At 62.7% G+C, this 26,335-nt stretch carries 14 protein-coding genes; 6 read left to right on the top strand and 8 right to left on the bottom strand.

Translation table 11 applies throughout. The features are described from left to right. Positions 1-449 precede the first annotated feature (449 nt). Both WKV53_RS07775 and rarD read left to right on the top strand, forming a co-directional pair. Entirely contained in the window at positions 450-1,058 is a 609-nt protein-coding gene (locus WKV53_RS07775; protein ID WP_341403921.1) for an LON peptidase substrate-binding domain-containing protein, read from the top strand. Then, positions 1,055-1,960: an EamA family transporter RarD gene (gene rarD / locus WKV53_RS07770; protein ID WP_341403919.1), complete on the top strand. Its 906-nt coding sequence runs from the start codon at positions 1,055-1,057 to the stop codon at positions 1,958-1,960. Before WKV53_RS07775 ends, rarD begins: the two co-directional genes overlap by 4 nt. 275 nt (positions 1,961-2,235) lie before the next feature. Here rarD and WKV53_RS07765 read toward each other — a convergent pair whose 3' ends face one another. Continuing rightward, on the bottom strand, positions 2,236-2,553 hold the full coding sequence (locus WKV53_RS07765) for a bactofilin family protein (RefSeq protein ID WP_341403917.1): 318 nt from the start codon (positions 2,551-2,553) through the stop codon (positions 2,236-2,238). A 189-nt stretch (positions 2,554-2,742) separates the two neighbouring features. On the opposite strand from WKV53_RS07765, the gene WKV53_RS07760 reads away from it, so the two are divergent. Then, positions 2,743-5,277: a DEAD/DEAH box helicase gene (locus WKV53_RS07760; protein WP_341403915.1), complete on the top strand. Its 2,535-nt coding sequence runs from the start codon at positions 2,743-2,745 to the stop codon at positions 5,275-5,277. Between the two features lie 40 nt (positions 5,278-5,317). On the opposite strand, the gene WKV53_RS07755 is transcribed toward WKV53_RS07760, so the two are convergent. The 4 genes from WKV53_RS07755 to WKV53_RS07740 all read right to left on the bottom strand — a co-directional run bounded on the left by WKV53_RS07755 (position 5,318) and on the right by WKV53_RS07740 (position 9,455). Further along, positions 5,318-6,532, bottom strand: a complete 1,215-nt coding sequence (locus WKV53_RS07755) for a type II toxin-antitoxin system HipA family toxin (protein WP_341403913.1) — start codon at positions 6,530-6,532, stop codon at positions 5,318-5,320. Next, positions 6,529-6,873 (bottom strand): helix-turn-helix domain-containing protein, encoded by a 345-nt coding sequence (locus WKV53_RS07750; protein WP_341403911.1) that lies wholly within the window; start codon positions 6,871-6,873, stop codon positions 6,529-6,531. Before WKV53_RS07750 ends, WKV53_RS07755 begins: the two co-directional genes overlap by 4 nt. A 171-nt stretch (positions 6,874-7,044) precedes the next feature. Beyond that, positions 7,045-8,073, bottom strand: coding sequence for a hypothetical protein (locus tag WKV53_RS07745; RefSeq protein WP_341403909.1), 1,029 nt, complete (start codon positions 8,071-8,073; stop codon positions 7,045-7,047). Continuing rightward, a complete protein-coding gene (locus tag WKV53_RS07740; RefSeq protein ID WP_341403907.1) occupies positions 8,070-9,455 on the bottom strand; it encodes a replication-associated recombination protein A in 1,386 nt (461 codons plus the stop codon). Before WKV53_RS07740 ends, WKV53_RS07745 begins: the two co-directional genes overlap by 4 nt. Positions 9,456-9,790: 335 nt before the next feature. Here WKV53_RS07740 and can point away from each other — a divergent pair, with 335 nt between their 5' ends. Next, the gene (gene can / locus WKV53_RS07735; protein ID WP_341403905.1) at positions 9,791-10,390 is read left to right on the top strand and encodes a carbonate dehydratase; all 600 of its coding nucleotides are present in this window, start codon (positions 9,791-9,793) and stop codon (positions 10,388-10,390) included. A 104-nt stretch (positions 10,391-10,494) separates the two neighbouring features. Here the strand turns inward: can and WKV53_RS07730 are convergent, their stop codons facing one another. From WKV53_RS07730 to WKV53_RS07720, 3 genes are all read right to left on the bottom strand, one after another. Further along, complete coding sequence (locus WKV53_RS07730) at positions 10,495-15,888, bottom strand: beta strand repeat-containing protein (RefSeq protein WP_341403903.1); 5,394 nt, start codon at positions 15,886-15,888, stop codon at positions 10,495-10,497. A gap of 176 nt (positions 15,889-16,064) precedes the next feature. Then, positions 16,065-16,739 (bottom strand): response regulator, encoded by a 675-nt coding sequence (locus WKV53_RS07725; RefSeq protein WP_341403901.1) that lies wholly within the window; start codon positions 16,737-16,739, stop codon positions 16,065-16,067. Positions 16,740-16,749: 10 nt separating this feature from the next. After that, positions 16,750-19,521, bottom strand: a complete 2,772-nt coding sequence (locus tag WKV53_RS07720; RefSeq protein ID WP_341403899.1) for a sensor histidine kinase — start codon at positions 19,519-19,521, stop codon at positions 16,750-16,752. 144 nt (positions 19,522-19,665) lie between these two features. Here WKV53_RS07720 and WKV53_RS07715 point away from each other — a divergent pair, with 144 nt between their 5' ends. Next, the gene (locus WKV53_RS07715; RefSeq protein ID WP_341403897.1) at positions 19,666-20,745 is read left to right on the top strand and encodes a GNAT family N-acetyltransferase; all 1,080 of its coding nucleotides are present in this window, start codon (positions 19,666-19,668) and stop codon (positions 20,743-20,745) included. A gap of 148 nt (positions 20,746-20,893) precedes the next feature. Further along, on the top strand, positions 20,894-26,290 hold the full coding sequence (locus WKV53_RS07710) for an Ig-like domain-containing protein (RefSeq protein WP_341403895.1): 5,397 nt from the start codon (positions 20,894-20,896) through the stop codon (positions 26,288-26,290). Positions 26,291-26,335: the final 45 nt, after the last annotated feature.

Below are 26,335 nucleotides of genomic sequence, written 5' to 3'. Positions count from 1 at the left end.
ATTGGATATGGTGGTTGATGGGGATGTGGGATATTGAGGTTTTGGGGTAATTGTCAGAATAAGGAATGTCCCGGGTTTGTGCTGAAACTGTGGGTGTCTATTTTTTTGGGGGAGGCTATTTTAATTCGGGAGCTTGTTTGTTGTGCAGGCGGAATAAATTGCCCGGAAGAATTGGATGGGCCCGGGCTACTTCCGCTGCGCTCCGCTTCCGCGCTCCCAGTGTTCGTGTTCTTTTCTTGTCTTTGGTTTTATGGGGCGATGTTTATTGGGGATTGATGTCGTTAGGCCCGGACACCTTTGCCCCGCCGGAACGACGCAGTCGTTCCGCTACGAATGGAGGGCGGCCACGGAATGCCGGTTGTCGCTTTCTAACAGGCTGCTGCTCACACCGGTTTTTTGGATTGCGCGGTTGGCGAGGCGGGCCTCCTTTTGCCGCAGGTAAAGCACCCATGTCGTCGCTGAATATCCCGGAAACCTGTGGCGTGATGCTGCTGCCCGATTGCACGCTGTTTCCGCACGGCGGATTGCCGCTGCACATCTTTGAGCCGCGGTATCGGATGATGCTGGCGGATTCGCTGCAGGGGACGTGCTTTTTCGCGGTGGCGAGGTTGCTCGGGAAGGAGATGGATGATCCTTCGCGGTGTGCATCGCCGGTGGGGACGATGGGGCTGGTGCGGGCGTCGCGGGAGCTGGATGACGGCACCTCGAACCTGCTGCTGCACGGGGTGATCCGGGTGAAGTTCGTGGATTGGCTGGATTCGCCGTATCCGAAGGCGCGGATCATGCCGGTGCCGTCGCTTTTCGAGCCGGAGTCGCAGGCGAAGGGTGCGCTGGAGGCGTTGCACGAGGCGGCGGATCATGTGACGCGCGGGCTGCCATCCGAGGTGCGGGAGGCGCTGGTGAACATGACGGAGCAGATCGATGATCCCTCGATCCTGGCGGATGTGATGGCGCAGCAATTCCTGCACGATCCGGACGAGCGTCAGGATCTGCTGGAGATGGAATCGGCGGCGGCGCGGGTGGCGTGGATCTGCAGGAAATTCGAGGCACTGTCGTGAACACGACCGGGTCCGAGCCTGAGTCCCGCAGCGGGGTGGCGAGTGCGGTGGTGGCGTTTTTCCTGTGGGGGGTGTTGCCGGTGTTCTGGAAGCACCTGGGGTTCTTGCCGCCGGTGTCGATCATCGCGCACCGGACGATTTGGTCGCTGGTGCTGCTGGTGCTTTTGATGGGGTGGCGGCGACAGCTTGGGGAGGTGGTGCGGGGGCTTTCCTCGTGGCGTGGGGCCGGGTGGCACTTGCTGTCCGGGAGCCTGCTGGCGTCGAACTGGCTGCTGTATGTGTGGGCGACGCTGAACGGGCGGATCCTGGAGGGGGCGCTGGGGTATTACCTGAATCCGTTCCTGAACATGCTGTTCGGGGCGTGGTTTTTCGGGGAGCGGCAGAACCGGCGGCAGTTGCTGGCGGTGGGGATCGCGCTGGCCGGGGTGGCGTGCCAGTTTCCGGCGGTGAAGGGTGTGCCGTGGGTGGCGCTGGTGCTGGCGATCACGTTCGCGCTGTATGCTGTGGTGCGGAAGAAGGCGCCGTTGGGGGCGCTGGGGGGATTGGTGGCGGAGACGAGCTTGATGGCGCCGCTGGCGGTGGGGTGGCTGGCTTGGCAGGCGGTCCGCGGGGAGGCTTGGTTCGGGCATGGGGGTGCCGATGCGCTGTGGATCGTGGGGACGGGATTGGCGACGGCGACGCCGCTGCTGTGCTTCGGCCATGCGACGCGGACGATCTCGCTGACGACGCTGGGGATCCTGCAGTTCATCGGGCCGACGCTGCAGTTTTTGATCGGGTGGCGGCTTTATGGGGAGCCGATGAATCCGGTGAGGTTGCTGTCGTTCGGGCTGATTTGGACGGCGGTGGGGATTTATGCGGGGGATGCGTGGGTGAAGAAGGCGGAGGCCAAGAGGGTGGCGTAGGTGGATCGTGGCGCGTCCCCTATCAAGCGGGCGAGACGAAGGGGGTTTACACGGAGCGCAAGGGTGGCTTCGACCGCACGCGGCGCGATGCGGACCACTATGGCTGGCGGTGAGGGCCGCGGCGGTGATCGGAGCGGCGGTGTTTCCTTCTGCCTCGCCCAGCCGGAAGGACGCAGTCCTTCCGCTACGAAGAAAAAGAGAGAGGCGGGCACGAAAAAGGCCGCCTGATGGACAGGCGGCCTTTTTTTGAAAGTGGTGATTTGGGAGAACGAGGCTTAGCCGATCTCGGTGCGGCCGGCGAGCTGGGCGCCTTCTTCCATGGAGAACATCTTGGCCTTGATGTCGCCTTCGAGGCGGGACTTGGCCTTGAGCTCGCAGCGCTCGGAGGTGATCTTGCCTTCGATCTTGCCGAAGACCTTCACTTCGCCGGCGGTGACGTTGCCCTTGACGACGGCGTTTTCGCCGATGGTGACGCGGCCTTTGTCGGAGATGATTTCGCCGTCGATCTTGCCGTCGATGATCATGTCATTCGAGAAGCGGATGGAGCCGGTGATCTCGATGCCGCTGGAAAGGACGTTGGTTGCGTTCGCCATGGGTCCGGAATTCAGCAGAGGGATGGCGGGTTGGCAACCGGATTTGCGGGAAATGGTCAGCGGGTGAATGGAAATCGGGGGCACAGGGATGCGGCTGATGCCGCTAAAGTGCGACGGTCATAGACGCGCCGCTACATGGGATGAGGGCTCGACCGGTCCCCTGCCCGGCTCCAGCATCCCGGCCCGCCGATGCTGCTCGATCCCTCTCGTGTTTCCGATCCTTCCTCAAACGACGAGGTTCTCAGTGCGTTTCTCGACTATCTGATCGAGACGAATGTGGAGCCGTATGACCATCAGGAGCAGGCGATTCTGGAGTTGTATGCGGGGAACAATGTGATCCTGAACACGCCGACTGGCTCGGGGAAGTCGCTGGTGGCACTGGCGTTGCACTTCAAGGCGATCTGCCAGAACCGGCGGTCGTACTACACGGTGCCGATCAAGGCGCTGGCGAATGAGAAGTTCCTCTCGCTGTGCCACCTCTTCGGGCCGGAGAAGGTCGGGATGATCACGGGTGATGCGACGGTGAATCCGGGGGCGCCGGTGATCTGTTGCACGGCGGAGATTTTGGCGAATCTGGCGTTGCGCGAGGGCGAGCATGCGCAGGTGGACGATGTGATCATGGACGAGTTCCATTATTACTCGGATGCGTCGCGCGGGTTCGCGTGGCAGGTGCCGCTGCTGACGCTGCCGCAGGCGAAGTTCCTGCTGATGTCGGCGACGCTGGGTGAGACGGCGTTCTTTGAGGAGGGTCTAACAAAGCTGACCGGGACGCCGACAATGCTGGTGAAGTCGGATCAGCGGCCGGTGCCGCTGGAGTTCGACTATAGCGAGACGCCGCTGGAGGAGATGGTGGCGGAGCTGGTGGAGAAGAACAAAGCGCCGGTGTATCTGGTGCACTTCACGCAGCTGGCCTGTGCGGGGACGGCGCAGAATTTGCTGAGCTGGAATTTTTGCACGAAGGAGGAGAAGCAGCAGATCGCGGAGATCCTGCATGATGCGAATTTCCGGAGCCCGTATGGCAAGGAGGTGTCGAAGCTGTTGCGGCATGGGATTGGGATTCACCATGCGGGCTTGTTGCCGAAGTATCGGATACTGGTGGAGAAGCTGGCGCAGCGTGGGTTGCTGAAGGTGATCTGCGGGACGGACACGCTGGGGGTCGGGGTGAATGTGCCGATCCGGACGGTGTTGTTCACGCAGCTCTTCAAGTACGACGGGAGTAGTACGAAGACGCTGGCGGTGCGGGATTTCAAGCAGATCGCGGGGCGCGCGGGGCGGCGTGGGTTTGATACGAGCGGCACGGTGGTTTGCCAGGCGCCGGAGCATGTGATCGAGAATTTGCGGCTGGAGCAGAAGGCGGCGAAGAGCGGCAAGAAGGGCTTCGTGAAGCGCAAGCCGCCGGAGAAGGGTTTCGTGAATTGGGATGAGAAGAGCTACCGGCGCTTGATCGATGCGCCGCCGGAGAAGCTGGTTTCGAGTTTCAATGTCACGCATTCGATGTTGCTGAATGTACTGGGGCGTGAGCGGGAGGATGGCTGCGTGGCGCTGCGGAAACTGATCAATGACAGCCATGAGCCGGCGGCGAAGAAGAAGGCGCACCGGCGGCGGGCGTTCCAGATCTTCCGCGGGATGGTGGAGGGCAATATCCTGACGATCATCCCGAAGGCCGAGCGCAACGGCCCGGCGAAGGTGAAGCTGAACATCCAGCTTCAGGAGGACTTTTCCATGAACCAGGCGCTGGGCTTGTGGCTGCATGAAGCGATCCTGCTGCTTGATCGCGAGTCGCCGGATTATCCTCTGAATGTGATCTCGCTGGTGGAGGCCATCCTTGAGAATCCCGAGGTGATTTTGCGCAAGCAGGTGGATCAGCTGAAGGGCGAGCTGATCGCGCGGCTCAAGAACGAGGGCGTGAGCTATGAGGAGCGGATGGAGATGCTGGAAGAGGTCGAGTGTCCGAAGCCGGGCAAGGAATTCATCTATCAGACCTACAATGCCTTCGTGGCCGAGCGGCCCTGGATGAAGGAGGCATCGGTGAGGCCGAAGAGCATTGCTCGGGAGATGTTCGAGCACTGGCAGTCGTTCGAGGACTATGTGAAGACTTACGGGCTGGAGAAGAGCGAGGCGGTGCTGCTGCGGCACTTGTCCGAGGTTTACAAGGTGCTCTCGCAGACGGTGCCGCCGATGGCGAAGACCGAGGAACTGGTGGAGGCGGAGGATTACTTCGGTGATCTGCTGCGGACGGTCGACTCGAGCTTGCTCGATGAGTGGGAGAAGCTGCGGAATCCGGAGTATGAGCCGGAGCTTGAGAAGCCGGTGGAGGAGCGGAAGGTGGTTCCCCTCACCCGCAATCGGCCGGCGTTCACGCGGGCGGTGAGGAATGCGGTGTTCACGCTGCTGAAGGCGTTTGCGGAGGAGAATACGGCGGCGATCATGGCGCAGATCGAGCCGAATGATGGCGACGGGCAGGCTTGGACGGCGGCGCGGATCGAGGGGCTGTTAGATGGCTACTTTGCGGATCATGAGAGGATCCGGCTGGATCCGGAGGCGCGGGCCACGAAGCACATGCGGATGTCGGATGAGGTGCCGCGGCGGTGGGCCATCGAGCAGATGCTGGTGGATCCGGAGGAGCTGAATGATTGGGTGCTGAAGATCGTGGTGGATCTGGATCGGAGTGATGTGGAGGAGCGGCCGGTGGTGGTGCTTGGGGCGATGGAGGCGATTGCCTAGGCGGGTTTGAAGGGACCGTTCCGCGCTGTCACCAGCGCGCCTACGTTAGGGGCATCGCTTCGAGCTGTCCGCGGATCATTGTCGTCACTCCGGCGGGCAATCGGGATTCGTTGGCGAAGTCACTCCATTGGGAGATTGCGTCCTGGACCTCGGCGATCACTTCTGTGATCCGGCGGACATCATGCGACTGGCCGAGTTTGATGAGATCCTTTAGCCCGACGTTGGTCCCCTTCCCCATGACGCGGCCGGCGCGATAGCCGGAGGTGAGCGGGTTTGATGCCAGCGTGAGATCGAAGGCCGGCGACAAGCGCCATGAGCCATCGCTGTCCATGAGGAAGGCGTGGTTGCGGCCGTGGTCGTCTTCGTTGCCAGCCAGCACATTGAACACCGCGCGGCGGAAGACTTCCTCGACCGAGCGATGATCGTCGGTCAACTCGCGAGCGAGGTTCATGAGGTCGTCATAGTCGATGCCATCGCGCACCGGTGTGTGGGTGAGGCCCGAGAAGGAGTGAAAGTGGATCGGCTTGCCTGATGGCTCGCGATCGAAGCGGCGCGCCATGAAGTGGTGGCAACCCGCCGCCTCGATGAGCCGTGATTCCGGCACTTCGATCCCGGCGGCTGCGGCCATTCGCATGTAGGCGTGCTCGATCCGGCCTTCATGGAGATCGGGATCGAGGTCGAATTTGATCAGCCAGGCGTCGTGTCCGTGAGTGGGTTCGAGTTGAAGATCGCGGCCATCCTTGGAAAGCCATAGCAGGGACTTCGGGCGTGCGCCTCCAGGGGAGATCCCCGAGCGCACGAGTTCGGAAAGCACTTTGCCGGCTTCCCCTTTCAAGGCGCTGCGGGCGGAATCGACCAAGGCGCTGAGCTCGACCAGCAGGTTATCGGCGAAGATGGTCTCGTCCATCACCGGCCGGTAGGCGAGCGCGCCTATCTTCCGGTCGCCTTGGCAAGCGAGCTTCTGGAGGGCGGTCACCTTGTTCCAAGGGATGCCCTTTTCGTCAAAGAGACGTCGCATCATTTGCTCACCCCACCAGTCCGGGAGGGCGTCTTGGAAGAGCCCGAACAGGGGTCCGAAGGCTGGCGTGGGGGTCGCCACGGCGCCGGTGGTGGAGTTGGGGAGGTAGAGTGGTGATAGCTCGCGCGAGGGTGATCCACTCCGCCACGAGGCGGCATACTCGAACATCACCTGGCCTCGGTCGTCCTGATGGAGACGGCCAACCTCTTGGTCATGATATGAGACGTCGAGGTTCATTTGGGTGTCTTCTCCCCGCCCTTCTTCTGTCGCGGCGCGCGCTTCCGTTCCATGCGCTCCAGGGCTTCGATCGATTCCGCTGCGGCAGGGCGGGCAAAGAGTTCGCGGAGGTCGCCATCAAGGCCAAGCGCGACGGCAACCCGCGCAAACCGCTGGAGCGATCCGTTGCCCTTGGCTTCCATCAACTTGAGTGTGGAAAGCGCGATGCCGGCGCGTCCGGCCAGTTCGTCCTGAGTCCAGCCCCGGGCCAAGCGCGCCTGGCGGAGGCGCTCGCCGATGGTCTTGACGAGGTGGACCGGGTTGCGGAACTTAAGGGCTGATATTTTGTCCACAAAGGTCATTTATGTCCATAATGGCTAAAATTCCAGCTCTTATTTGAGCGAGGGTTGGCTTTCTACTTTGGGAGGCTGGCGCGGAGTTCCAGAGGGTGTGCTGATGGGAAAACCGTTCTGCGCTGTCACCAGCGCGCCTACGAGAAGAACTGACGTTCCACATTTCCACCCCCGCTGCCCTCACGACCAGAATTGGGCGTCGTAGCCCAAGGCGTCGAGCCGAGTTCGGATCGCTCGATCCTCTTTCGCTCGCCTGGTCCAGAAACCAAAGCTGCGGAGCGATGCCGGCAAACGAGCCGCCAGCAGGTCTTCCAGATCGAGGACCGAGTTCGAAATGCAGAGTTTTTCAAGCCGGACCAAAGAAGGGAGAGCTTGGAGGTTCCCTAGATCGGCGAGGCTTTTGCAATTCACCAGCATGAGCTTCTCCAAGGTCTCCGGAGCATTGCCGAGATCGACAGTGGCAAGCTGGGCCTGATCCTCAATCGTCAGGTATTTCAAAGACGGGAAGCGAGCAAGGTTTCCGACGGATGAGAGTCCGCGAACTCGAATCACATCGAGTTCCTCCAAGCTGTTGGAAGAGATGCCATCGATTTCCTCGCGACCGCCCAAAATCAGAAGCATCTTCCTGAGACTGGGGATGAGATCAGTTCTCGGCAGGGGAATCTTCCTCGCAATCGAGCACAGCGAGAGGCTTTGCAGGGTGGACAAGCGACTAACCACTTCCAATCCGTTGTTCTGGGCGGAAATGTTGAGCGACTCCAATCGACCACACCGTTCCAAAGGTCCGAGATCCACAACGAGCTTCCTGCTCTCGCCAATTCGCAAGGCCACTAACTGCTCCAGGCAAAGGCCTTCCAATATCTTCGGATCTCGCGACTCGAAGACCGCGAAAGCCAGCTTCCTGAGATTGGCGAGGTCAGCCAAGTATTCCGTCGACCGCATGGTCGTCAGGCAGTCGAGCGAAAGCCAGGCGACATCCGGAAGATGGGTGAGCCACTTGCCATCAAATCCATTCTGGTAATGTCCGTAGAACCGGATCTCAAGTTCGTCGCCAAAGATCCGACAGAGCCCGTTGATGTCATTCAACAGGGCGTCGTTGTAGTGGGCATCGTCGAACTGGATCGTCGGTCTTTTTCCCGCCGTGAGGATCGCTTCGATCCGGGTTCGGTCGATCTTCGTCGGATTCTGGATTCGATCGGGGGGCTTCATTCGGGCCCCTTGTTGGATGAATCGTGCAAGCTCCTGAAGTAGTCGATCCGCTCCTTGATGCGCTTTTCGAGGCCGTTTTCGCCGGGGTGGTAGTAGATGCGGCCTTCGGGGAGGTAGGCTTGAGGGACGTAGCCGCCTTCGTAGTCGTGGGAGTAGAGGTAGCGCATCTTTTCCTCATCGGTGCCACTGGCTGCGGCGAGCTTCTTGCGGGTCTTGGTGCGCAGGTGCTCGGGGACGGCGAGGGTGCGGCCTTTCTCTACATCGGCCATGGCTTCGTTGATCGCGGCGTAGGCGGTGTTCGATTTCGGGGCGGTGGCGAGATAGACGGTGGCGTGGGCGAGCGGGATGCGGCCTTCGGGCATGCCCACGAATTCGTAGGCTTGTTGGGCGGCCATGGCCACGCGCAGGGCATTCGAGTCGGCGAGGCCGATGTCTTCGCTGGCGGAAATGACCAGGCGGCGGGCGATGAAGCGCGGGTCTTCGCCAGCGTGCAGCATCTTGGCGAGCCAGTAGAGGGCGGCATCGGGATCGGAGCCGCGGATGGATTTGATGAAGGCGGAGGCGGTGTCGTAGTGGGCGTCGCCATCGGCATCGTAGACGATGGCCTTGCGCTGGATGGATTCTTCGGCGACGGCGAGGGTGAGATGGATGGCAGATGGGAGATCGGAGATGGTAGATGGAGAAGGCGGGGTGGTGAGGACCGCGAGCTCTAAAGAGGTGAGTGCTTTCCGGACATCGCCGTCGGACATGACGGCGAGGTGCTGGAGGGCTTCGGGGGCGGCTTCGATGTTGAGTGTGCCGAAACCGCGTTCGGTGTCGCTGAGGGCGCGTTGGAGGACGGGCAGTAGGTCCTCGGTCGAGACGGATTCGAGCTGGAAGATCTGCGAGCGCGAGACCAGCGGCGAGTTGACGTAGAAGTAGGGATTGTGGGTGGTGGCGCCGATGAAGCGGACGGTGCCGCGCTCGATGTGCGGGAGCAGGACGTCTTGCTGTGCTTTGTTGAAGCGGTGGATTTCGTCGATGAAGAGGATCGTGGTTTCGCCGCGGAGGTCGCGCCAGGTGCGGGCCTGGTCGATTTTGGCGCGGATTTCGGCGACGTTGGATTCGACACCGTTGAGGGCCTCGAAGCGTGAGCCGGTGGTGCGGGCGATGACGCTGGCGAGGGTGGTTTTCCCGGTGCCGGGCGGGCCGTAGAAGATGAGCGAGGCGAAGCGATCTGCCTCGATGGCGCGGCGGAGAAGCTTCCCCTCGCCCAGAATGTGCTTCTGGCCGGCGATTTCATCGAGCGAGCGCGGCCGCATGCGGGAGGCAAGCGGCTCGCCGGTGCCATTGTCGTCGCGGCGGGGTTCGCCGGAGGCTGGGACATCGAAGAGATCGGGCACGCGGGGAATTTAGGTGGTGGGGGCGAGGTGCCAAGGGGAGAAAATGGTGCGAGCTTTCAGAGTGGAGAGAGGGCCGCCCGGTGCTTCCCCGCAGCAGGGCTGCTGGCATTGAGCGGCAGCAGGGCTGCGCGCAGTCCGGGTCTCCGACGGCTGGGGGGGGGAGGTTAATGGAGAAGCGGAGCGAGTTGGTGCTTCTGCGGGCCAGAGGTTGTCCGGATAAGAGGAAATGGCCCGGACCACTTCCGCTGCGCTCCAGTTCCGCGCTCCCAGCGGCTGACGGATTTGACGGGGGTGGGCATGGACAAGGCGGGGTTGGTGCGGTTTGATCCCCGCCGATGTCTTCGCTTGATCATTTGTTGGAAAACAATCGCGTGTGGGCTGCGGCCAGAGTGTCCGAAGATCCGGAATTTTTCTCGCGACTGGTGTCTCAGCAGACGCCCGAGTATCTGTGGATCGGGTGCTCGGACAGCCGGGTGCCGGCGAACCAGATCACCGGTCTCGATCCCGGTGAGATCTTCGTTCACCGCAATGTGGCGAACGTGTGTGTGCAGACGGACTTCAACATGCTCTCCGTGCTGCAGTTCGCGGTGGATGTACTGAAGGTGAAGCACGTCATCGTCTGCGGTCACTACGGTTGCGGGGGCGTGAAGGCGGCTCTGGGGAATGAGCGCCACGGTCTCGTGGATAACTGGTTGCGCCACGTGCGCAATATCGCCCGGCGACGGGAGGATGAGTTGGCGGCGCTGTCGCCGACGGATGCGCTGGATCGGCTTTGCGAAATCAACGTGCTTTCCAATGCGGAGAATGTGGCCCGCACGACGATCGTCGAGGATGCCTGGGAACGCGGGCAGCCGCTTCAAATTCATAGCTGGGCATATCGCCTGGATACGGGACGCATCAACGTGCTGGACAAGCCGATCACCGCGGAGTCCTGAGCGGGCCAAGTCCCCTGCCTTTTTTAAAGTGCAATCAAAACGGCCCGGGAGATCGCTCTCCCGGGCCGCTCTTTTTTACCCGTATTGATACCCAGAGAAAGGGGTCAGAGTTGTTCTGCGAGCGAGGCACGCAGGAAGCCTTTCGGCCCGCGCGGCGTGGCTCCGCCGACGGCGCCATTGAGGCGGAAGGTGCGGTAGGTCCACCCGGTGTTCACTGCTGGCATGCCGGCCGTGCTCGCGGTGATTTCCGTCACGACCTGGTCGAAGAGGAACACGGTGTTCGTGCCTTCGATGGTGTAGACGATCCGGTCGACCGTGGCGGTCTTCGAGGTCGCTCCCGCGAAGGTCGCGCCATTGCGGACCGGCAACGTGATGACCAGCGCTTGCTCGGCTCCGACCGTCTCGACCTGCACGCGGACCTTGCTGTTGGCGAGACCGCTGGCCGGGTTGCCGTCGAGAGCGAACTCATCGAGGTTGGTCAGGCCGTCGTGGTCGGGATCATCGGACTTGCCGTTCTGGGCACCGACTGCCGGGAAGCCGGCGATCCAACTGCCGAACGGATCGGCGGGAACATTCAGCAGACCAGTGCCGGTGATGCGTGCGGTCTGGTGGGCGGCACCCGAGCCGATGGCACCCCAGGTGCCGGAGGCCTGTGGCGTGCCGTCGATGCTGAAGCCGAGGACCGTGTCGGTGCCGACGAAGTCGAGGTTCAAGACGGCACCGGTGGTGACTTCCACGCCGGCATTGTCATTCAGGGTGCCGGACTTCAGGACAAGTGTCCCGGCAGTGACGGCAGTGCTGCCGGAATAGCTGTAGGCACCCGAGATGGTAAGCGTGCCGCCCCCCTCTTTCACCAAGGCACCGGTGCCCGTGATGGCACCGGAGAGTGTGATGTTGTGAGCAACGTTCGAGGCATCCGCTGCTTTGACCGCGATGGTGTTTGCGGTGGCGACCGGAATCGAGGTCGACCAATCCGCCTTCGCGCCGAGCGTGCCGCCGGAGAGCCGCAAGGTCGCGACGAAGCCGGGCTCGGTGGTGCCGATGACCATGCCGCCGGAGCCGACATAGAGTTCGCCGCCATTGACGTGAACCGTGCTGGTCCCGCCGAGGGCCAGATTGCCGAACTGGAAGCGCTCGACCGTGGCCACACCGCCGCGTGCGAGGAAGGCGGCATTGCCCTGCTGAGGTCCACCGAGGCGGATGCCGGTGACCGTGTCGGTGCTGCTGAAGGCCCCGCCCGCCACATCGAGGACCGACCAGCGGCCACCGTTGTTGAGGCCGACGGAGATCGCGCCGGTGACATCCAGGGTGCCTGAGGTGATCTGAGTGCTGACCGAGGAGTTCGACGAGGCATTGCCCAGGGTGAGCGTGCCATTGATATCGACATCGCCGCCGGTTACCAGCAGGCCATCGGTGGCGGAGCCCGCGGTGGGTTCCGTGCCCAGATTCAGGCCTGACCGGCCGAGGGTGATCGGGCCGGCGGTGAGAGTCGCGCCGGAGGACACCAGGATTTGGTAGCCTTGGGTGCTGTTGCCGACGGCATTGATGCCGAGCGGATAGCTGGCCGTGCCGCCGAGCAATTGGAGCTGGGCCCCGCCGGCTGCGGCATTGGCGACGTTCGACAAAGCGGAAGCGGTGATGGTGGCACCATTGCTGGTCAAGCGGCCGGTGGCACCCACGCTCACGGTGGTATTGTTCAGGGTGACGCCAGCGCTCAATTCCAAGGCACCGCCATTGACCTGGGTGGCACCGGTGTAGGTGTGCGCGCCGGTCATGGTCATGATGCCTGCGCCGGCCTTGGTGAAGGAGCCGGGGCCGGACAAGATGCCGGTGTAGGTGGTGCTGACACCATTGGCACCGGCGGTGAGAGTCACCGCGGATGGGACCACATCGGTATTCTCAAGGGTGAGGTTCTTGTCCCCTTCCAAGCCGCCGAGGGTCGCCACGGTATTCGTGCCGAAGTTCAAGCTGCCACCGATGGTGTTGTAACCCAAGGTGCTGCCCTGGAGTGCCAAGCTATTGCCGAGATAGGCGGTGCCGCTGTTGATGGTGGTGGGTCCGGTAAAGGTATTCGGCTGGTTCAGCGTGTGGATGCCCGCGCCATTCAGGACGAGGCTGCCAGCACCGGAGATGACATTGTTGATCGAATGATCGCCGGAACGGCTTACCGTCAGGACGCTGGCGGCATCGGGCAGGCTGATGTTGCCAAAGATGGAACCGGTGGCTCCACCATTGCCGAGTGTGAGGTTGCCACTCGCGACGGTCAGATTGCCGAAGAGGCTGGCATCGGCCACAATCTTGAGCGTGCCGAAACCGGTCTTCGTCAAGTTCGCGATCCCGGGCGAGCCGAAGTCGTTCGCGAGGGTGACGTTGTCATCCATGAAGAACGTGATCGGATCATCACCGAAGATGACCGTGCGGCCGACGGTGATGTCCTGGGTATTGCCGGATGCCCATGCGAGCGTGGCATTGTTCAGCGTGAGAGTGCCGGTGCCGAGGCTGTTGTTAGAGAAGGTCAGTGTGCCGTTGGCGAAGTTTACGCCGCCGGTGAACGTGTTGTTTCCACCGAGGGTCAGGCTGCCCGGGCCGGTCTTCGCGATGCCCATGCTGCCGCTGCTGCTGATGTTTCCCAGCAAGGACAGCGAATTGGCGGCATTGAAGAGATTGAGGTCGAGTGAATCGGCCAGCGAGATTGGTGCCGAGATGGTGTGAGCGCCGGAGAGCACCTGAATCTCGGCATTGCCGGTGGTTTGGTTCAGGGTCAGCGTGGAGCTGCCGCCGACGGTGTAGGCGTTGGCGTTGTTGAACTTGATCAAGCCGACGGTGCGGGCGGCGTCCAAGGTGACCGTTTGCGGGCCGGTGATGGCGCTGCTGAATTCGGCGGTGGTACCGATGGCATTCGGGGAGCCGTTTTGCCAGTTGCCGGCGGTGCTCCAGTTGCCTGAGGCGTTGACGTTCCAGATCGATGGCAACGCTCCTGCGACGGTCAGTCGGAGCAGGTTGCCGCTCACTGAGAAGGTGTAGGTCTGGCCTGCTTGTTGGCTCGCCGGAGTGACTTCGAACAAGTCATTGGCATTGCCCACGAAGGAGCCTGCGAACTGGGCGATGGTGTAGGTGCCCGGCGAGGTCCACTTGGCAGCGGAATTCACCACGCGGAGATCCACCATCACGGGATTGGCGAGAGAGGCGGACGAGGTCAGGCCGTTCGTGTTCGTGACGATGATCTTGTCGTAGGTCGTGGCGTCGGTGAACTCGGTGTAGATGGTGTTGCCGCCTGCAAGGGCGAGCGAGCCCACTGTTAGATTGCCGACGCCGGAAGATGTCGGAGTGAGAGCACCGGGTTTGATCGATGAGTTATTGGTCGCTGCGACCGCGCCGGAGATGGTGCCGGTGCCAGCCAACGTGCCGCCGGAAAGTGCAACCGCGCCGGTTGAAGTGGCGCTGCCGGTGACATTGGTGGCAACCAGGCTGCCGGTGGCGATCGTGGTGGTGCCGCCGTAAGCATTCGCTCCCGAAAGTGTCAGCACGCCGCTGCCCGTGACCGCGAGCGAGCCTGCGCCGGTGATCCCGCTGGTGACTTCCAGCGAGTCCGCTGCGGTGGCAGCACCGAAGGAGGTCGTGATGCCGCTGGCCACGCTGAAGGGATGAGCGTCGACGATTCCCGGTGCGATGGCGATGATGCCGCCGTCACCGGTGGTGAAACTAACAGCACCGGCGGCAGCGCCGAGCGATGAAGCGCTATTGACCCCGATGATGCCGCCTTCAATCACGGTGCCCGCGGTGTAGGTGTTGACCCCGCTGAAATTGATCTGGCCGGTGCCTTTCTTCGTGATGGTGCCGGGGCCGGAAAGGATGCCCGGATAAGCGCTGATGGCGGTGTTGTCGCGGTTGAAGATCAGCTGGGTTCCGGCCGTGGTGATCACGTTGGTAGCGGCGAGGCTGCCGGTGGCTCCGCCCGTCCCGACCTGGATCTTGCCGGCATTCAGCTGCGTATCGCCGGTGTAGGTATTGGTGCCGCTGAGAGTCAGCGTGCCGGTGCCGACCTTGTACAAGCGCGCGGCTCCGGTTGAGTTCGCGATGACCCCGGCGTATTCGGAGTCTTCGTTCAAGGCACCGACTTGCCAGTTTACGAAGCGTCCGTTGACCGTGCTGCCGCCCATGAAAGCTGCGGAAGTTCCCGTCAGAGTGCCGATGATATGAGTGGTGCCGACGGTATTGTTCGGTGGGTTGTAGGTCTGGGAAACCGATGCGTTGGAGATGTTCACCCGCATCGCGGCGTTGAAGGTCGTGCCTCCGGCGATCCGGAAGTCAGAGTTACCCGCAGTCGCGGCACTGATGTTCAGCGTCCCGGTGAAACCGGCCCAGTTGCCGTTGATATCGCCGCGGACGTAGTTGGTGACGAAATTGAAGGTGCCAGCACCGCTGATGGTGGAGGTGATGCTGCCGCGCTGAGCGTGGTAGTAGGTGCCGGTCTGACCGGCGGCGATGGTGAAGGGTTGGGTGATCGCGCCGACGGTGGGACCATTGCTTCCCTGGTGGCCATTGGCCATCAAGGCACCGCCTTCGAAGGTGATGGTGCGAGCGGCAGCCCCCAGCGGGTTTTGGTTGATGACGGCACCGGTACCACCGGTCGGGACATTGCCACGAATCCGGAGAGTGCCGCCCTTCAAGGTCAGCGGGCCGGTGGAGGTGGCGAGGTTATCCCCATGAAGCCGGAGTTCGCCCGCGCCGTCCTTGGTGAAGGCGGCAGCGCTGGTGATGATCCCGGACACTTCGAGAATGCCAGCCGACACATTGACGATCCGGGCTGCCGGGACCGAGACATTGCCGGTGCCAAGCACGAGGTTTTGAGGGCCGGTGAAGGCGAAGTCCCCTGCCCATGTCTGGTTGGGATTGCTGGAAAGAGTAACGGCTGCAAGCGAGGTATTGCCGAGAGCGCCGCCATTGATGGTGAGAGCGCCGGTGCCGAGAGCGGCCGCGTTGTTAAGGGCGAGAGTTCCCGCGTTGAGAGTGGTGCCGCCGGTGTAGGTGTTTACACCGCTCAAGGCCAAGGCGCCGGCGCCTGCTTTCGAGATGCTTTCCGTGCCTGCGAGGACTGCGCTAATCTCGGCTTGGGCTCCGGTGCCGAGCGCATTTACCGTGACGACGGGACTTCCCGAGAGCGTGAGGATATTGGTGGGAACCGCATTGTTATCGATGAGCCATGAACCGGCGGTGGACGTATCGGTATCGCCGAAGGTCAGGCTGCCGAGCGTGCGCGGTGTATCGAGCGATACGGTGAAGAGACCTGCTGGCAGATCGACGGTGGAAAAATTACCGGTGTTCCCCGCTCCGTCGGCGACGACAGCTCCGGTCCAGTTGGCGGTGTTATTCCAGAGGCCGGGGCTGGTGAGTCCCGACCAACTGCCATTCGCGGCGTGACCGGTGGAGATTGCGCACAAAGACGCGCAAGCAAGCAAAGAGGCACGGATATCCGCACCAAATGGCGTGTGTTTCATGGGTTATGGGGTTTTGAGGGTTTTTCTCCCTTGGGAAGGAGGCATTGCCGGTATCCCGGCAATACAAGAATCGTTATCCATCATGCCCACATAACCGTCGATTACCCCAATGGGGGTAGTTTCGACCCATAACGCCGAAAGCCCTGAACGCGGCCGAATCGGCCACGCAGGGTTAGTTAAATTGGAAACCTCGGTTCTTCGCGAGAGTCGCGGTATTTCATCGCGGCCTCGGTTCGCGAGCGCACGTGGAGCTTTTCGTAGACGTGCTTCAGGTGGACCCGGACGGTCTCCACGGAGATGTCCAGCCGGTCGGCGATTTCCTTGTTGGCGAGGCCTTCGCAAAGCAGTTCGAGGATCTCGGTCTCGCGCTTGGAGAGTTTTACTTCGTCAAGGAGAGACGGTTCGGCTTTCACTGGCTGGTGGAAGGCTTCGACCACACGGCGGGCGATCTCCGGGCTCATCGGTGCGCCACCGGTGCGGACGTCGAGAATGGCCTCCCGGACTTCCGCGGGGTTCGAGCGCTTGAGCAGATAGCCGCAGGCGCCGGCCTTCAATGCGGCGAAGATCTTGTCGTGGTCGCGATAGACCGTGACCATCACCACCTTCACGTCCGGCAGGTGTTGCTTCAGCCGGGCGGTGGCCTCGATGCCGGACATGCCGGGCAGATTGATGTCCATCAGCACGATCTGCGGGCGGAAGGCATCGATCTTTTTCAGTGCGTCCTCGGCCGTGGTCCACACGCCGATGCAACGCAAGGTCGGGTCTGACTCGACCACCTTCTTCAGGCTGCTGCCGAGGGCGGCATTGTCTTCAACGATGGCGACGTCAGTGGTCTCGGGTTTTGCAGACACGGTAGGTAGATTAGGCTTGGGTTGATGGGTCGGCAAGCAGTGGCAAGGTCAGGGTTACGGTTACCCCCTCGCCTGCTATACTGGAAATGGAGCAATCGCCGCCGGCGGCTTGCATCCGCTCGCGGAGGTTGGCGACGCCGTAGCCCTTGGCCTCCCATTCCTGAGAAAAGCCGCGGCCGTTGTCCTCGATGCGGATCTCGAGCTTGGTCGGCTCATGCAGGACCGCGAGGCGCGCTTGGGTGGCCTTCGAGTGCTTGACCAAGTTGTTCAGCGCTTCACGCGCGGCGAGGAAGACTCCGTGGCGAACGGGAGCATCGAGAGGTGTCTCGGGGATATTGCGTGGGATATCGGTGCGCAGGGCGATGCCGGCGGTGTCGAGGAACTCGCGGGCGAAGGCGGCGAGGTAGTCGACGAGCGACCGCAAGGTGTCGTCGCGCGGGTTCACGGCCCAGACGATTTCATCGAGCGTGCCAACGACGGCCTTGGCCTTGTTAGAGAGTTGGTCGAGCGCAGGGCGCATGGTGCTTTCGTCTCCGCCTTCGGCGGCGAGCGCGGAGAGGATCGAGATTTCCGTCAGGCTCGCGCCGAGGTCATCGTGGAGGTCGCGTGCGATGCGGGTGCGCTCGCCTTCGCGGGCATTCTTGATCTTGAGCGCCTGGATGCGCTGCTTCATGCGGCGGCGTGCGAGGTACCAGCCAATGGTGGCGGTGCATGCCAGCGTGAGTGCGGTGACGGTGAAGATGAACCATGCCGACTCCCAGAAGTGCGGCTTGATGCGGATGGCCACGCGGGCGGCCTGTTTGCTCCACACGCCGTCGCCATTCACCGCCATTACCTCGAAGGTATAGCGCCCGGGCGGCACGGCTTCGTAGGCGGCGAAGCGTTGGTTGCCGAGTTCGCGCCAGGAATCATCGAGGCCTTGGAGGCGAGCGCGATAGGTGACTTTTTCCGGTGCGCTGTAGCTGAGTCCGACGAAGCGGAACTCGACGCGCGAGCGGCCGGGGCCGGCTTCGATCCTGCCGTCCTGCTCTTCCGGCTGGACGCCATTGATGCGCGTGCTGCGGAGATAGACCGGTGGCGGCACCTTATTCACCTCCACTAAATCCGGACGCACGCGCACCACGCCGCTGCCGGTGGGAAACCAGAGTCGCCCGTCTTTCCCCTTCCAGCCTGCGGGCTGGTATCCGCCGATGCACTCGCGGGTCGGCAAGCCGTCCGAGCGATCGAGCCTGAGCCAGTGGATCTGGCGGTCCGGCTTGTTCGCGCGATCGAGGAATTCCTGGCGGCTCGCTCGAAGGATGCCACCCAGAGAACCGAACCACAGGTGCCCGCGGTCGTCGCTGAGGACACTGGTGAGACGCGCATCCGGCAAGCCATCGTCCGCGGCGAACTGCTGCCATGACTTGCCATTCCAGAGGAAGACGCCGCCGCCCAGCGTGGTCGCCCACAGCTCGTCCGGAGACACGGCGAGGAGGCCGGAAACCCACCAGTGCTTGAGCGGTGCGGGATTCCCCAATAGCCGGAAGCCGCGACTGCCGCCGGCGAAGACCTGACCGTCATTGGTGCCGACCAGCATGCGATCGTGATCGCGCATGAGCACGGTCACCTCGCATTTGGGAAACCCATCGCTCTCGCCATACACGTGCACGGCCGTGCCATCATAGGAGGCAAGACCTTGCGTCCCTCCGAACCACAAGACTCCCTGGCCATCCTGTTGCATCGTTCGCACCTTGGACGGCACCTGGGTTCTCTGGAACTGCTGGGCGAAGGAACCATCTGGCTTTCTCAGGAAGACCGAGCCGCCGCGTGCAGCCACCCATAGTTGCCCCTTGGCGTCCTCGAACATGGTCGCCACCGGCCGCTGGTAACCGGTGGGCACGAGTTCCAAGTGCTCCACTCCTCCTTCTTCGGTCCAGCGGTCGATCCCGCCGCGGCGGTTGGCGATCCACCAGACGCCGGAGCGGTCCTGCATCACGCCGAACGCAGCGGGCTCAGGGCCATCGGTGGTGGAAAGCGGCTCGACCCGGCTGCGTCGCACGCGAGCCAGGCCACTGAGTGGTGTCGCGACCCAGACGTTGCCCTCGCGGTCTTCCAGCAGTTCATTGAAGACGTAGGGAGAGGCCACACCCGGCAGGTCGACCGGCGTTTCACCGTCGATCACCAAGCGGCCCGTCGCATCGGCGGCCCAGAGGCGGCCGTCCCTGGTGTGGAGTTGTGCCACAGTCCCCGCAGCCACGCCATCCACCGCACGACCGCCAGCGATCTGCTTCTCGTGGTCCCGGGCAAAGCGGTCGATCAGGTCCTGTGACGGCTTCTCCACCTGCGACGGCGTGCCATTCTCCACCTTCCAGATTTCCTCGCCGCGGAGGAAGTGAATGACTCCGCTGCCATCGAGGATCAGCTGGTTGATCAATGGTGGCCGCGACCTCGCGACTTCGTGGACGACGCGCTCCAGGCGGCTGTCACGGATGCGGAAGAGCCCGCCCTGGAAGGTGGCCACCCACACGCTGCCATCCTCCGGGGCAAACATCCGCCAAAAGGCGAAGCGCAATTGGCGCAGCTCGCCATCCGGTTCGATGGCGTCGAAATCGATGCCGTCGAAGCGGGCGATGCCTTCCGCGGTGGCGACCCAGAGGTAGCCATCGGCCGCCTGGACCATCGAGCGCACCACGTTTCCCGGCAGGCCGTCCTCCGACTGCCATTGCCGGACCATGGCCCGCGGGCGCTCGGCGGAAAGGAGCGGCAGCAGGGTCAGGAGGAAGATGGCGAGCAGGAGTCGCACGGTGGCACAGTTTGAGGGACGAAGAGGCAGATTGTCGAGGACACCATCGGACCTCCCCGCCGCCGGGATGGCAAATACCCCGGACCGGTTAATCAAGACGGCCCAAACGGTTGCAGGCGTCCCGATCCCTGCTAGAAATCGGGCGTGGCCGACCAGGGTGATTTTCGAGCGGTGCTCCAGTATGTCCCGCAGTTCCGCGGGAAGGTTTTCGTCGTGCTCATTGATGCCGGGCTTTTGCCCGAGCCCGCGATCGCGGAAAGCCTGCTGGATCTCGCGGCGATGGAAGATGTGGGAGTGAAGCTGATTCTCGGGGTGCTGGGTGGCGACATCAAGGATCTCTACGACTGGACGCTGGAGTGCGAGATTATGTCGGCCCGACTCACCCGCCCGCTCGGTGACCCGGGTGCGGTGGAGGAGGCTCGAGCCATCCTCGGCCGTGGGCAGACGGTGGTGGCCGACGCCTCGTCGAATGATCCGCTTGATCCGCAGGTCGTCGATTTCACGCTCGGGATCGGCGCGGTGAAATTGATCGCGCTGTTAGAAGAGGCGATTCTCATCGATGGCGAGCCGGTGCCTGCGGTGCGGGCGGCGGATGCCGATGAATTGGCAGGTTCGGGAACGGTGACGGGTGCTGACCTGCTGCGGGCTGCCGCGGAGGCGTGTCGCAAGGGAGTGCCGCGCGTCCATGTGCTCAATGGCCGCCGCCAAGGTGTGCTGATCGACGAGCTCTTCTCAAACGAAGGTGTGGGCACGATGATTCACGCCGATAGCTACCGGGAGATCCGGCCGCTGCGGGAGGAAGATATTCCCGAGCTGCTCGGCATGATCGGCCGCTCGGTGCGGCGGACCAAGCTGGTGGCCCGCACGTATGAGGACATCCAGGCCAAGATCGGTGACTACTACGTCATGGCGATCGACGACAACGTGGTCGGCTGCGTGGCGCTGCATGAATACCCGGGGGATCACACTGCGGAAGTCGCTTGCCTGTATGTGAAGCTCAATCATGAAGGCCGCGGCTATGGCGTGGATCTGGTGAAGCACGCCGAGCAGGTGGCCCGCGAGAAGGGCTTGCCGCGGGTCTTCGCGCTGACCACGCGTGCGGCGGACTTTTTCGAGAACCGGGTGAGCTATACCTTGGCGGGGCCGGACGCCTTGCCAGAGCCTCGTCGCCGGCAGCTTGAGGAAAGCGGGCGTGATTCGAGGGTGTTCGAGAAGGTGCTCTAACAGGAGTGGCTTCCTGACCATTCCGTCACTTGGGATGTGGCACGGGTTCCTTTCACGTGACTAAAGTTTCACGTCCCGATTTCCTCACACAATGCAGGTTCGCGGATGGTGAATCGCAGGTAGATGCCTCGGGCGTTTTTAACGCCCCATGCACCATACCTCTCCTCAGGGCCGAGCCCGGCTCGCCATCACTTCCCTCACTGCCTGCCTGCTCTCGCCGGCATTCGGAGCAGTCCCCCTTATCGGGAATCTCGCCATCACCCAGAACGACACGGGAAACAGCGCAACTGGCGTTTCCGGTGCGCTGTCGCAAAGCAATGGCGCCACCTATGTGGGCGGCACGCGCGGTGACTTCGGCCTGCGCTTCGATGGCGCGACGCCTTCCGCTGATGTGACGAATGGCATCCTAATGGTTTCGCTGCGCGAGAATGGCCGCAGCAACCAGGGCACCACGCCGAATCCGATTGGAGCAGGTCTCGGCTTCGCCACGCCGGCGATTCAATCGCCCGGCAACATCGGGATCACCTATGATGGCTATTCCAGCTCCATCAACATCGGCAATACGGCGATCACCACCACTGACGCCGCGACCTTCTTCCCGTCCGGCGACGAATGGAATACGAGCCAATCCTTCGGCTACTTCAAGTACACCGACTGGCTCGGCGGTTGGGTGACGAACACCGACAACAACGGCGCGATGACCGGCTTCGCGAGCAAGAGCGCCGGGTTCACCGTGACCAGCGGCGCGACCGATCCGGGCACCTCAACGGTCTTTGACAGCACCGCCAATGCCGGCTTCTACACGCTGCGGCTTGGCGGCTATAACGCTTCACGCGGCACCTTCGCTGCGGTGCCTGCCACCAGCCAGAATGGCATTCTGCTCGTCACCGGCGGCAAGAACGAGGACAACTATGCCCTTTCCTCTGCCAACGCGGACGGCACTTTCACGCTGATCTGCAAGGACAACGGAGCCGACGCCTTCAGCTTCGAAAACGATCCGGTGGCCTTTGTTTACATCCCCTCCGGTCACAGCGATGTGGCGGCGATGGGACGCATCGATGCCGAGGGTGACGCGGTCGCGAACTCCGGCACCTTCACCGTCACGAAAGGTGGCACCGGCCAATGGTATCTTTCCTCTCCCGGTCGTAATGATTCCAACAGCGTGCTGTTGATCAGCCCGGAAGGTTCCATCGTCAGCGGCACCAACCGCGGCGACAACATCTGGAGCTTCGCATGGGACGGCGCAAACAACCGCTGGGTGATCGAAGGACGCGACATCCCGGGCACTGCGACGGCGAACCCGGGCCTGCAGAACCTGGCGGCGAACGAAGTGGGCTTCAGTTTCGCGCTGTTCGCCACCAATCCTCCGCCGGTCGTGAGCCTCACTTCGCCTGCCGGCGGCACGAATGCGATCTTCGGAGCGCCGGTCACGCTGACGGCCACCGCCACCGACGACACCGCGGTGACCAAGGTGCAGTTTTACGACGGGGACACGCTGCTAGGCGAAGATCTCACCGCTCCCTATGAATTCGTGTGGAACGACGCTGGTCTTGGCACGCACGACCTGAAGGCACGGGCGATCGATGACAAGGGCGGATACACCACCTCCACTGCGGCAACGATTTCCGTGGCCCCGCCTGCCGGGACCGATGGCCTGTTCTTCGATGGCGTGGATGACTACGTCACCTTCGGCGACAATCCGGCGCTGAAGCTCTCCACCTTCACCATCGAGTGCTGGTTCAAGCGTGAGGCGGGCGGTGTCGGTGCGGGCACCGGATCCGGTGGTGTGACTGCCATTCCGCTGATCGCGAAAGGCCGCGGTGAAGCCGACACGCCGGCGAACATCAATTGCAACTACTTCATGGGCATCGATGTCGCCACCGGCAAGCTGGCGGCGGATTTCGAAGATGCGAACACGGGGCTCAATCATCCTGCCTTGGGACAGACGGTGGTGCCGGTCGGTGTTTGGCAACACGCTGCCGTTACGTTCGACGGCACTGCCTGGACGCTTTATCTCAATGGCAAGGAAGAGGCCACCGTCAGCACGGACGGCCAGGTTCCGCAGAACCTTTCGATCCAGCACGCAAGCCTCGGCACTGCGATGAATTCGACCGGTGCGCGCGAGGGCTATTTCCAAGGTCAGATGGATGAAGTGCGCATCTGGAACACGGCGCGCGGTCTCGACGAGATCCAATCCACCATCAACAGCCAGGTTTCCTCCGCACAGGGTCTCGTCGCCCGCTACGCGATGGATGAAACTTCCGGCACCACGCTCTTCAGCAGTGCGGGCACGGCTATCGATGGGACGCTTGCCAACGGCGTGATCCGCACCACCGGGGCACCGTTCAATCTGGATGTGCCGCCCACCATTTCGCTGGCCTCGCCCGCCGATGCCGCGATCGACGTGCCACGAGTCGGCCAACTGTCCGCCAATGTCAATGACCTGAACGGCGGCAACCTTCAGGTGAAGTTCTACGGCCGCAACATCGGCAATGCCTCGGAGTCGGACTTCTTCACCGTGGTCGCGCTGCCGGACACGCAGTACTACTCGGAGAACATCGGTGGGAATCTGGCGCAGATCTTCTCGGCCCAGACCGAGTGGATCGTGGCGGAGAAGGATGCCCGCAAGATCGGCTTCGTGCTGCACCTTGGTGACATCACCGACAACGGCGACACGCCGGTGGCCGGCGAGTGGGCGAATGCCCGCAATGCGCTCTACGCCCTCGAGAATCCAACGACGACGATGCAGGCGGAAGGCGTGCCTTACATCGTGGCGGTGGGCAACCACGACCAGACCCCGAACGGCGATGCGGATGGCACCACGACCAACTTCAACACCTACTTCGGCGTTCATCCGACGACCGGAGTGAACCACTTCGCCAACAAGTCCTACTACGGCGGCACCTCCGAACCGACGAAGGCTGACAACAACTACACCCTCTTCACCGCGGGTGGCATGGACTTCATCGTCATCAGCCTCGAATACGACACCACGCCGGATGCGGCCGATCTCGACTGGGCGGATGCCTTGCTCAAGGCCTATCCGACCCGCCGTGGCATCGTGATCACCCACCACATGGTGAACACGGGCAACCCTGCGAGCTTCAGCACGATGGGCAAGGCGATCTATGATTCGCTGAAGGACAATCCGAACCTGATCCTGATGCATGGCGGCCACATCCATGGCGAAGGCCGCCGCAGCGACACCTTCGAGGGGCGGACGATCCACTCGATCCTCGCCGACTATCAGGGCCGCACCAACGGTGGCGATGGCTGGCTGCGGATCATGACCTTCCGCCCGACGCTCAACCGCATCGACGTGCAGACCTATTCGCCCACGCTCGATCAATACGAGACGGATGCGGACAGCCAGTTCTCGCTCGACGTGAACCTGTCCGGCGGTGTCGGTCCGTTCACCGAAGTTGGCAACGTGACCGTCCCGGCGGGCGTGGCCACGGTCAACTGGGCCGGACTTGAGTCGGGTGGTCGCTACGAATGGTATGCGGAGGTCAGCGATGGCACGAGCACGATCCGGACTCCGGTCCGCTCGTTCACGGCGGAGGGTGCGGTCTTCCCGCCGACGGTGGCGCTCACCAGCCCGGCCAATGGCACGCAATTCGCCGCTCCGGCAAACATCACGCTGCAAGCCACCGCATCGGATCTCGATGGCACGGTGACCAAGGTTGGCTTCTACTCAGGCACGACGCTGCTCGGCGAAGATACCACGGCTCCCTACAGCTTCGATTGGGCGAACGTCCCGGCCGGCAGCTACACGATCATCGCCAAGGCCACCGACGAGGAAGGCATTGTCACTGCGGCCAACCCGATCTCGGTGCAAGTGCTGGTGGACCCGGCCGCTCCGAATGTGAAGACGGCCTCGGCTGGTCTCTTCGAAGGGAACTGGACCGTGGCCGGGACCTCGGCCGCTCCGCGTTCGTTTGTGAACCCGGGCAGCAACACCGGTGACATTTCGCTCGTGGTGAATGGCAGTCCCGTTCCCTTTCTCTCCGGGGTGACCGCGGTGGCGAACTGGAACAATGGCGGCCAATCCGCGGACAACATCGTTTCGGCATTCTCCAGCTCTGGAAATGCGCTGGTCAGCGTGGCCGACAACTCGAACCCCAATGCCGCGGGGGCGAACCCGACGACCACGGAGGAATCCGCCGGCACCGCGGTGGCTTTCCTGCCCTTCTCGGGTGGCTTCACCGGTGCGCTGGTCGACCCCGATGGGCATGTGCTTGCCAGCAACCTGCCCGCTGGAGTCGAGGTGAACAAGACCGGCAGCGGTCTCTACACCGTGACCGGCCTCTCGATCAGCGGCAACCTGCTCGCGTTCCCGAATGGGAACGTGGGATCCACCGATGGCGACAATGTGCTCTCGGTCAAGATCAGCAGCGGCACCTGGATCATCGATGTCCGCGACAATGCAGGCACCAGCCAGGACGCCTCGTTCAGCTTCGTTTATCTGCCGTATTCGACGCCGGGAGTCTTCAGCGGGATGATCCGCACGACTGGCAGTCCCGCGATCCTCAACGGTGCGCTGAATGACGCCGGTGGCAACGTGACCGTGAATGCCAACTACTACGATCTCACGATCGGCGATGGCACGGTGGTCAATCCGTCCAACTCGGCGCTCTTCCTCACGGCCGATGCGGCCACGAGCGGGACGGCTGCGGAGAACATCATCAGCTACACCGCGAATGGGAATTCGTTCCGGGTGTTCACGCAGGATCTGCCCGAACTCAATGGCAACTTCCAGGCGATCGATGTCCGGTTCATGGTGGTGCCATTCGCGCTTTCGCACGAGGCGGAGGTCATCATGCCAACCGTGAGCATCGAGGCGACGGACGCAACCGGCGGTGAGTATGGTGCCGATCAATCGCTTGCCTTCACTGTGACTCGCACGGGTCCTACGACCGGAGCGCTGGCCGTTTCCTACACCACGTCCGGCACGGCCACCGGCAGCGACATCGCTCCGCTCAGCGGCACGATTGAAATCCCTGCAGGCCAAAGCTCGGCCGTGATCCCGGTGACCATCCTTGCCGACGATGAAGCGGAAGGAGATGAATCGCTCGCCCTCACGCTGTCTGCGAGCGGCGGCTACAACTTGGGGACTTCCAGTGCTTCGGCGACCATTGCCGACCGCCCGCTGCAAGCCTTCCTCAAGGAGCATCAACTCGGAGCTGCCGATAGCGACAGTGACAACGACGGTGTGGCGAACGTGCTCGAATATTACATGGGCACCGATGGCTCGAACGATGGTAGCCGTGCCACGGTCACAGCGGTCGCAGCGGCCAGTGGCAGCTTCACCGCCCGCTTCCCGCACGCCAAGGGTGCCACCGATGTGACCGCCACCGTCGAGTGGTCCACCGACCTGACGAACTGGCACCACACCGGTGAAAGCAATGGCAGCCAGACGGCCGCCATCGCGGTCCAAGCGGTGTCGCCTGCCGAGGATGATCCGGAGACCTTGGAAGCAGTTCTCACGGTGACCGATGGCCCGGCGCCCTCCTCGATCTACCTGCGCCTGACCGTCACTCCCTGATCTGGCAGATCGATCTCCTGCCGACACGAAAGCGCCGCGGCTCCC

It is taken from the genome of Luteolibacter sp. Y139, assembly GCF_038066715.1.
GTDB classification, from domain to species: domain Bacteria; phylum Verrucomicrobiota; class Verrucomicrobiia; order Verrucomicrobiales; family Akkermansiaceae; genus Haloferula; species Haloferula soli.
This window is presented reverse-complemented; position numbering and strand designations above follow the sequence as displayed.

Excerpts from the sequence above, each read along its gene's own strand:
- WKV53_RS07775 (WP_341403921.1), top strand. The coding sequence starts at position 450 with ATGTCGTCGCTGAATATCCCGGAAACCTGTGGCGTGATGCTGCTGCCC.
- WKV53_RS07765 (WP_341403917.1), bottom strand. The coding sequence starts at position 2,553 with ATGGCGAACGCAACCAACGTCCTTTCCAGCGGCATCGAGATCACCGGC.
- WKV53_RS07760 (WP_341403915.1), top strand. The coding sequence starts at position 2,743 with ATGCTGCTCGATCCCTCTCGTGTTTCCGATCCTTCCTCAAACGACGAG.
- WKV53_RS07755 (WP_341403913.1), bottom strand. The coding sequence starts at position 6,532 with ATGAACCTCGACGTCTCATATCATGACCAAGAGGTTGGCCGTCTCCAT.
- WKV53_RS07750 (WP_341403911.1), bottom strand. The coding sequence starts at position 6,873 with ATGACCTTTGTGGACAAAATATCAGCCCTTAAGTTCCGCAACCCGGTC.
- WKV53_RS07745 (WP_341403909.1), bottom strand. The coding sequence starts at position 8,073 with ATGAAGCCCCCCGATCGAATCCAGAATCCGACGAAGATCGACCGAACC.
- can (WP_341403905.1), top strand. The coding sequence starts at position 9,791 with ATGTCTTCGCTTGATCATTTGTTGGAAAACAATCGCGTGTGGGCTGCG.
- WKV53_RS07730 (WP_341403903.1), bottom strand. The coding sequence starts at position 15,888 with ATGAAACACACGCCATTTGGTGCGGATATCCGTGCCTCTTTGCTTGCT.
- WKV53_RS07710 (WP_341403895.1), top strand. The coding sequence starts at position 20,894 with ATGCACCATACCTCTCCTCAGGGCCGAGCCCGGCTCGCCATCACTTCC.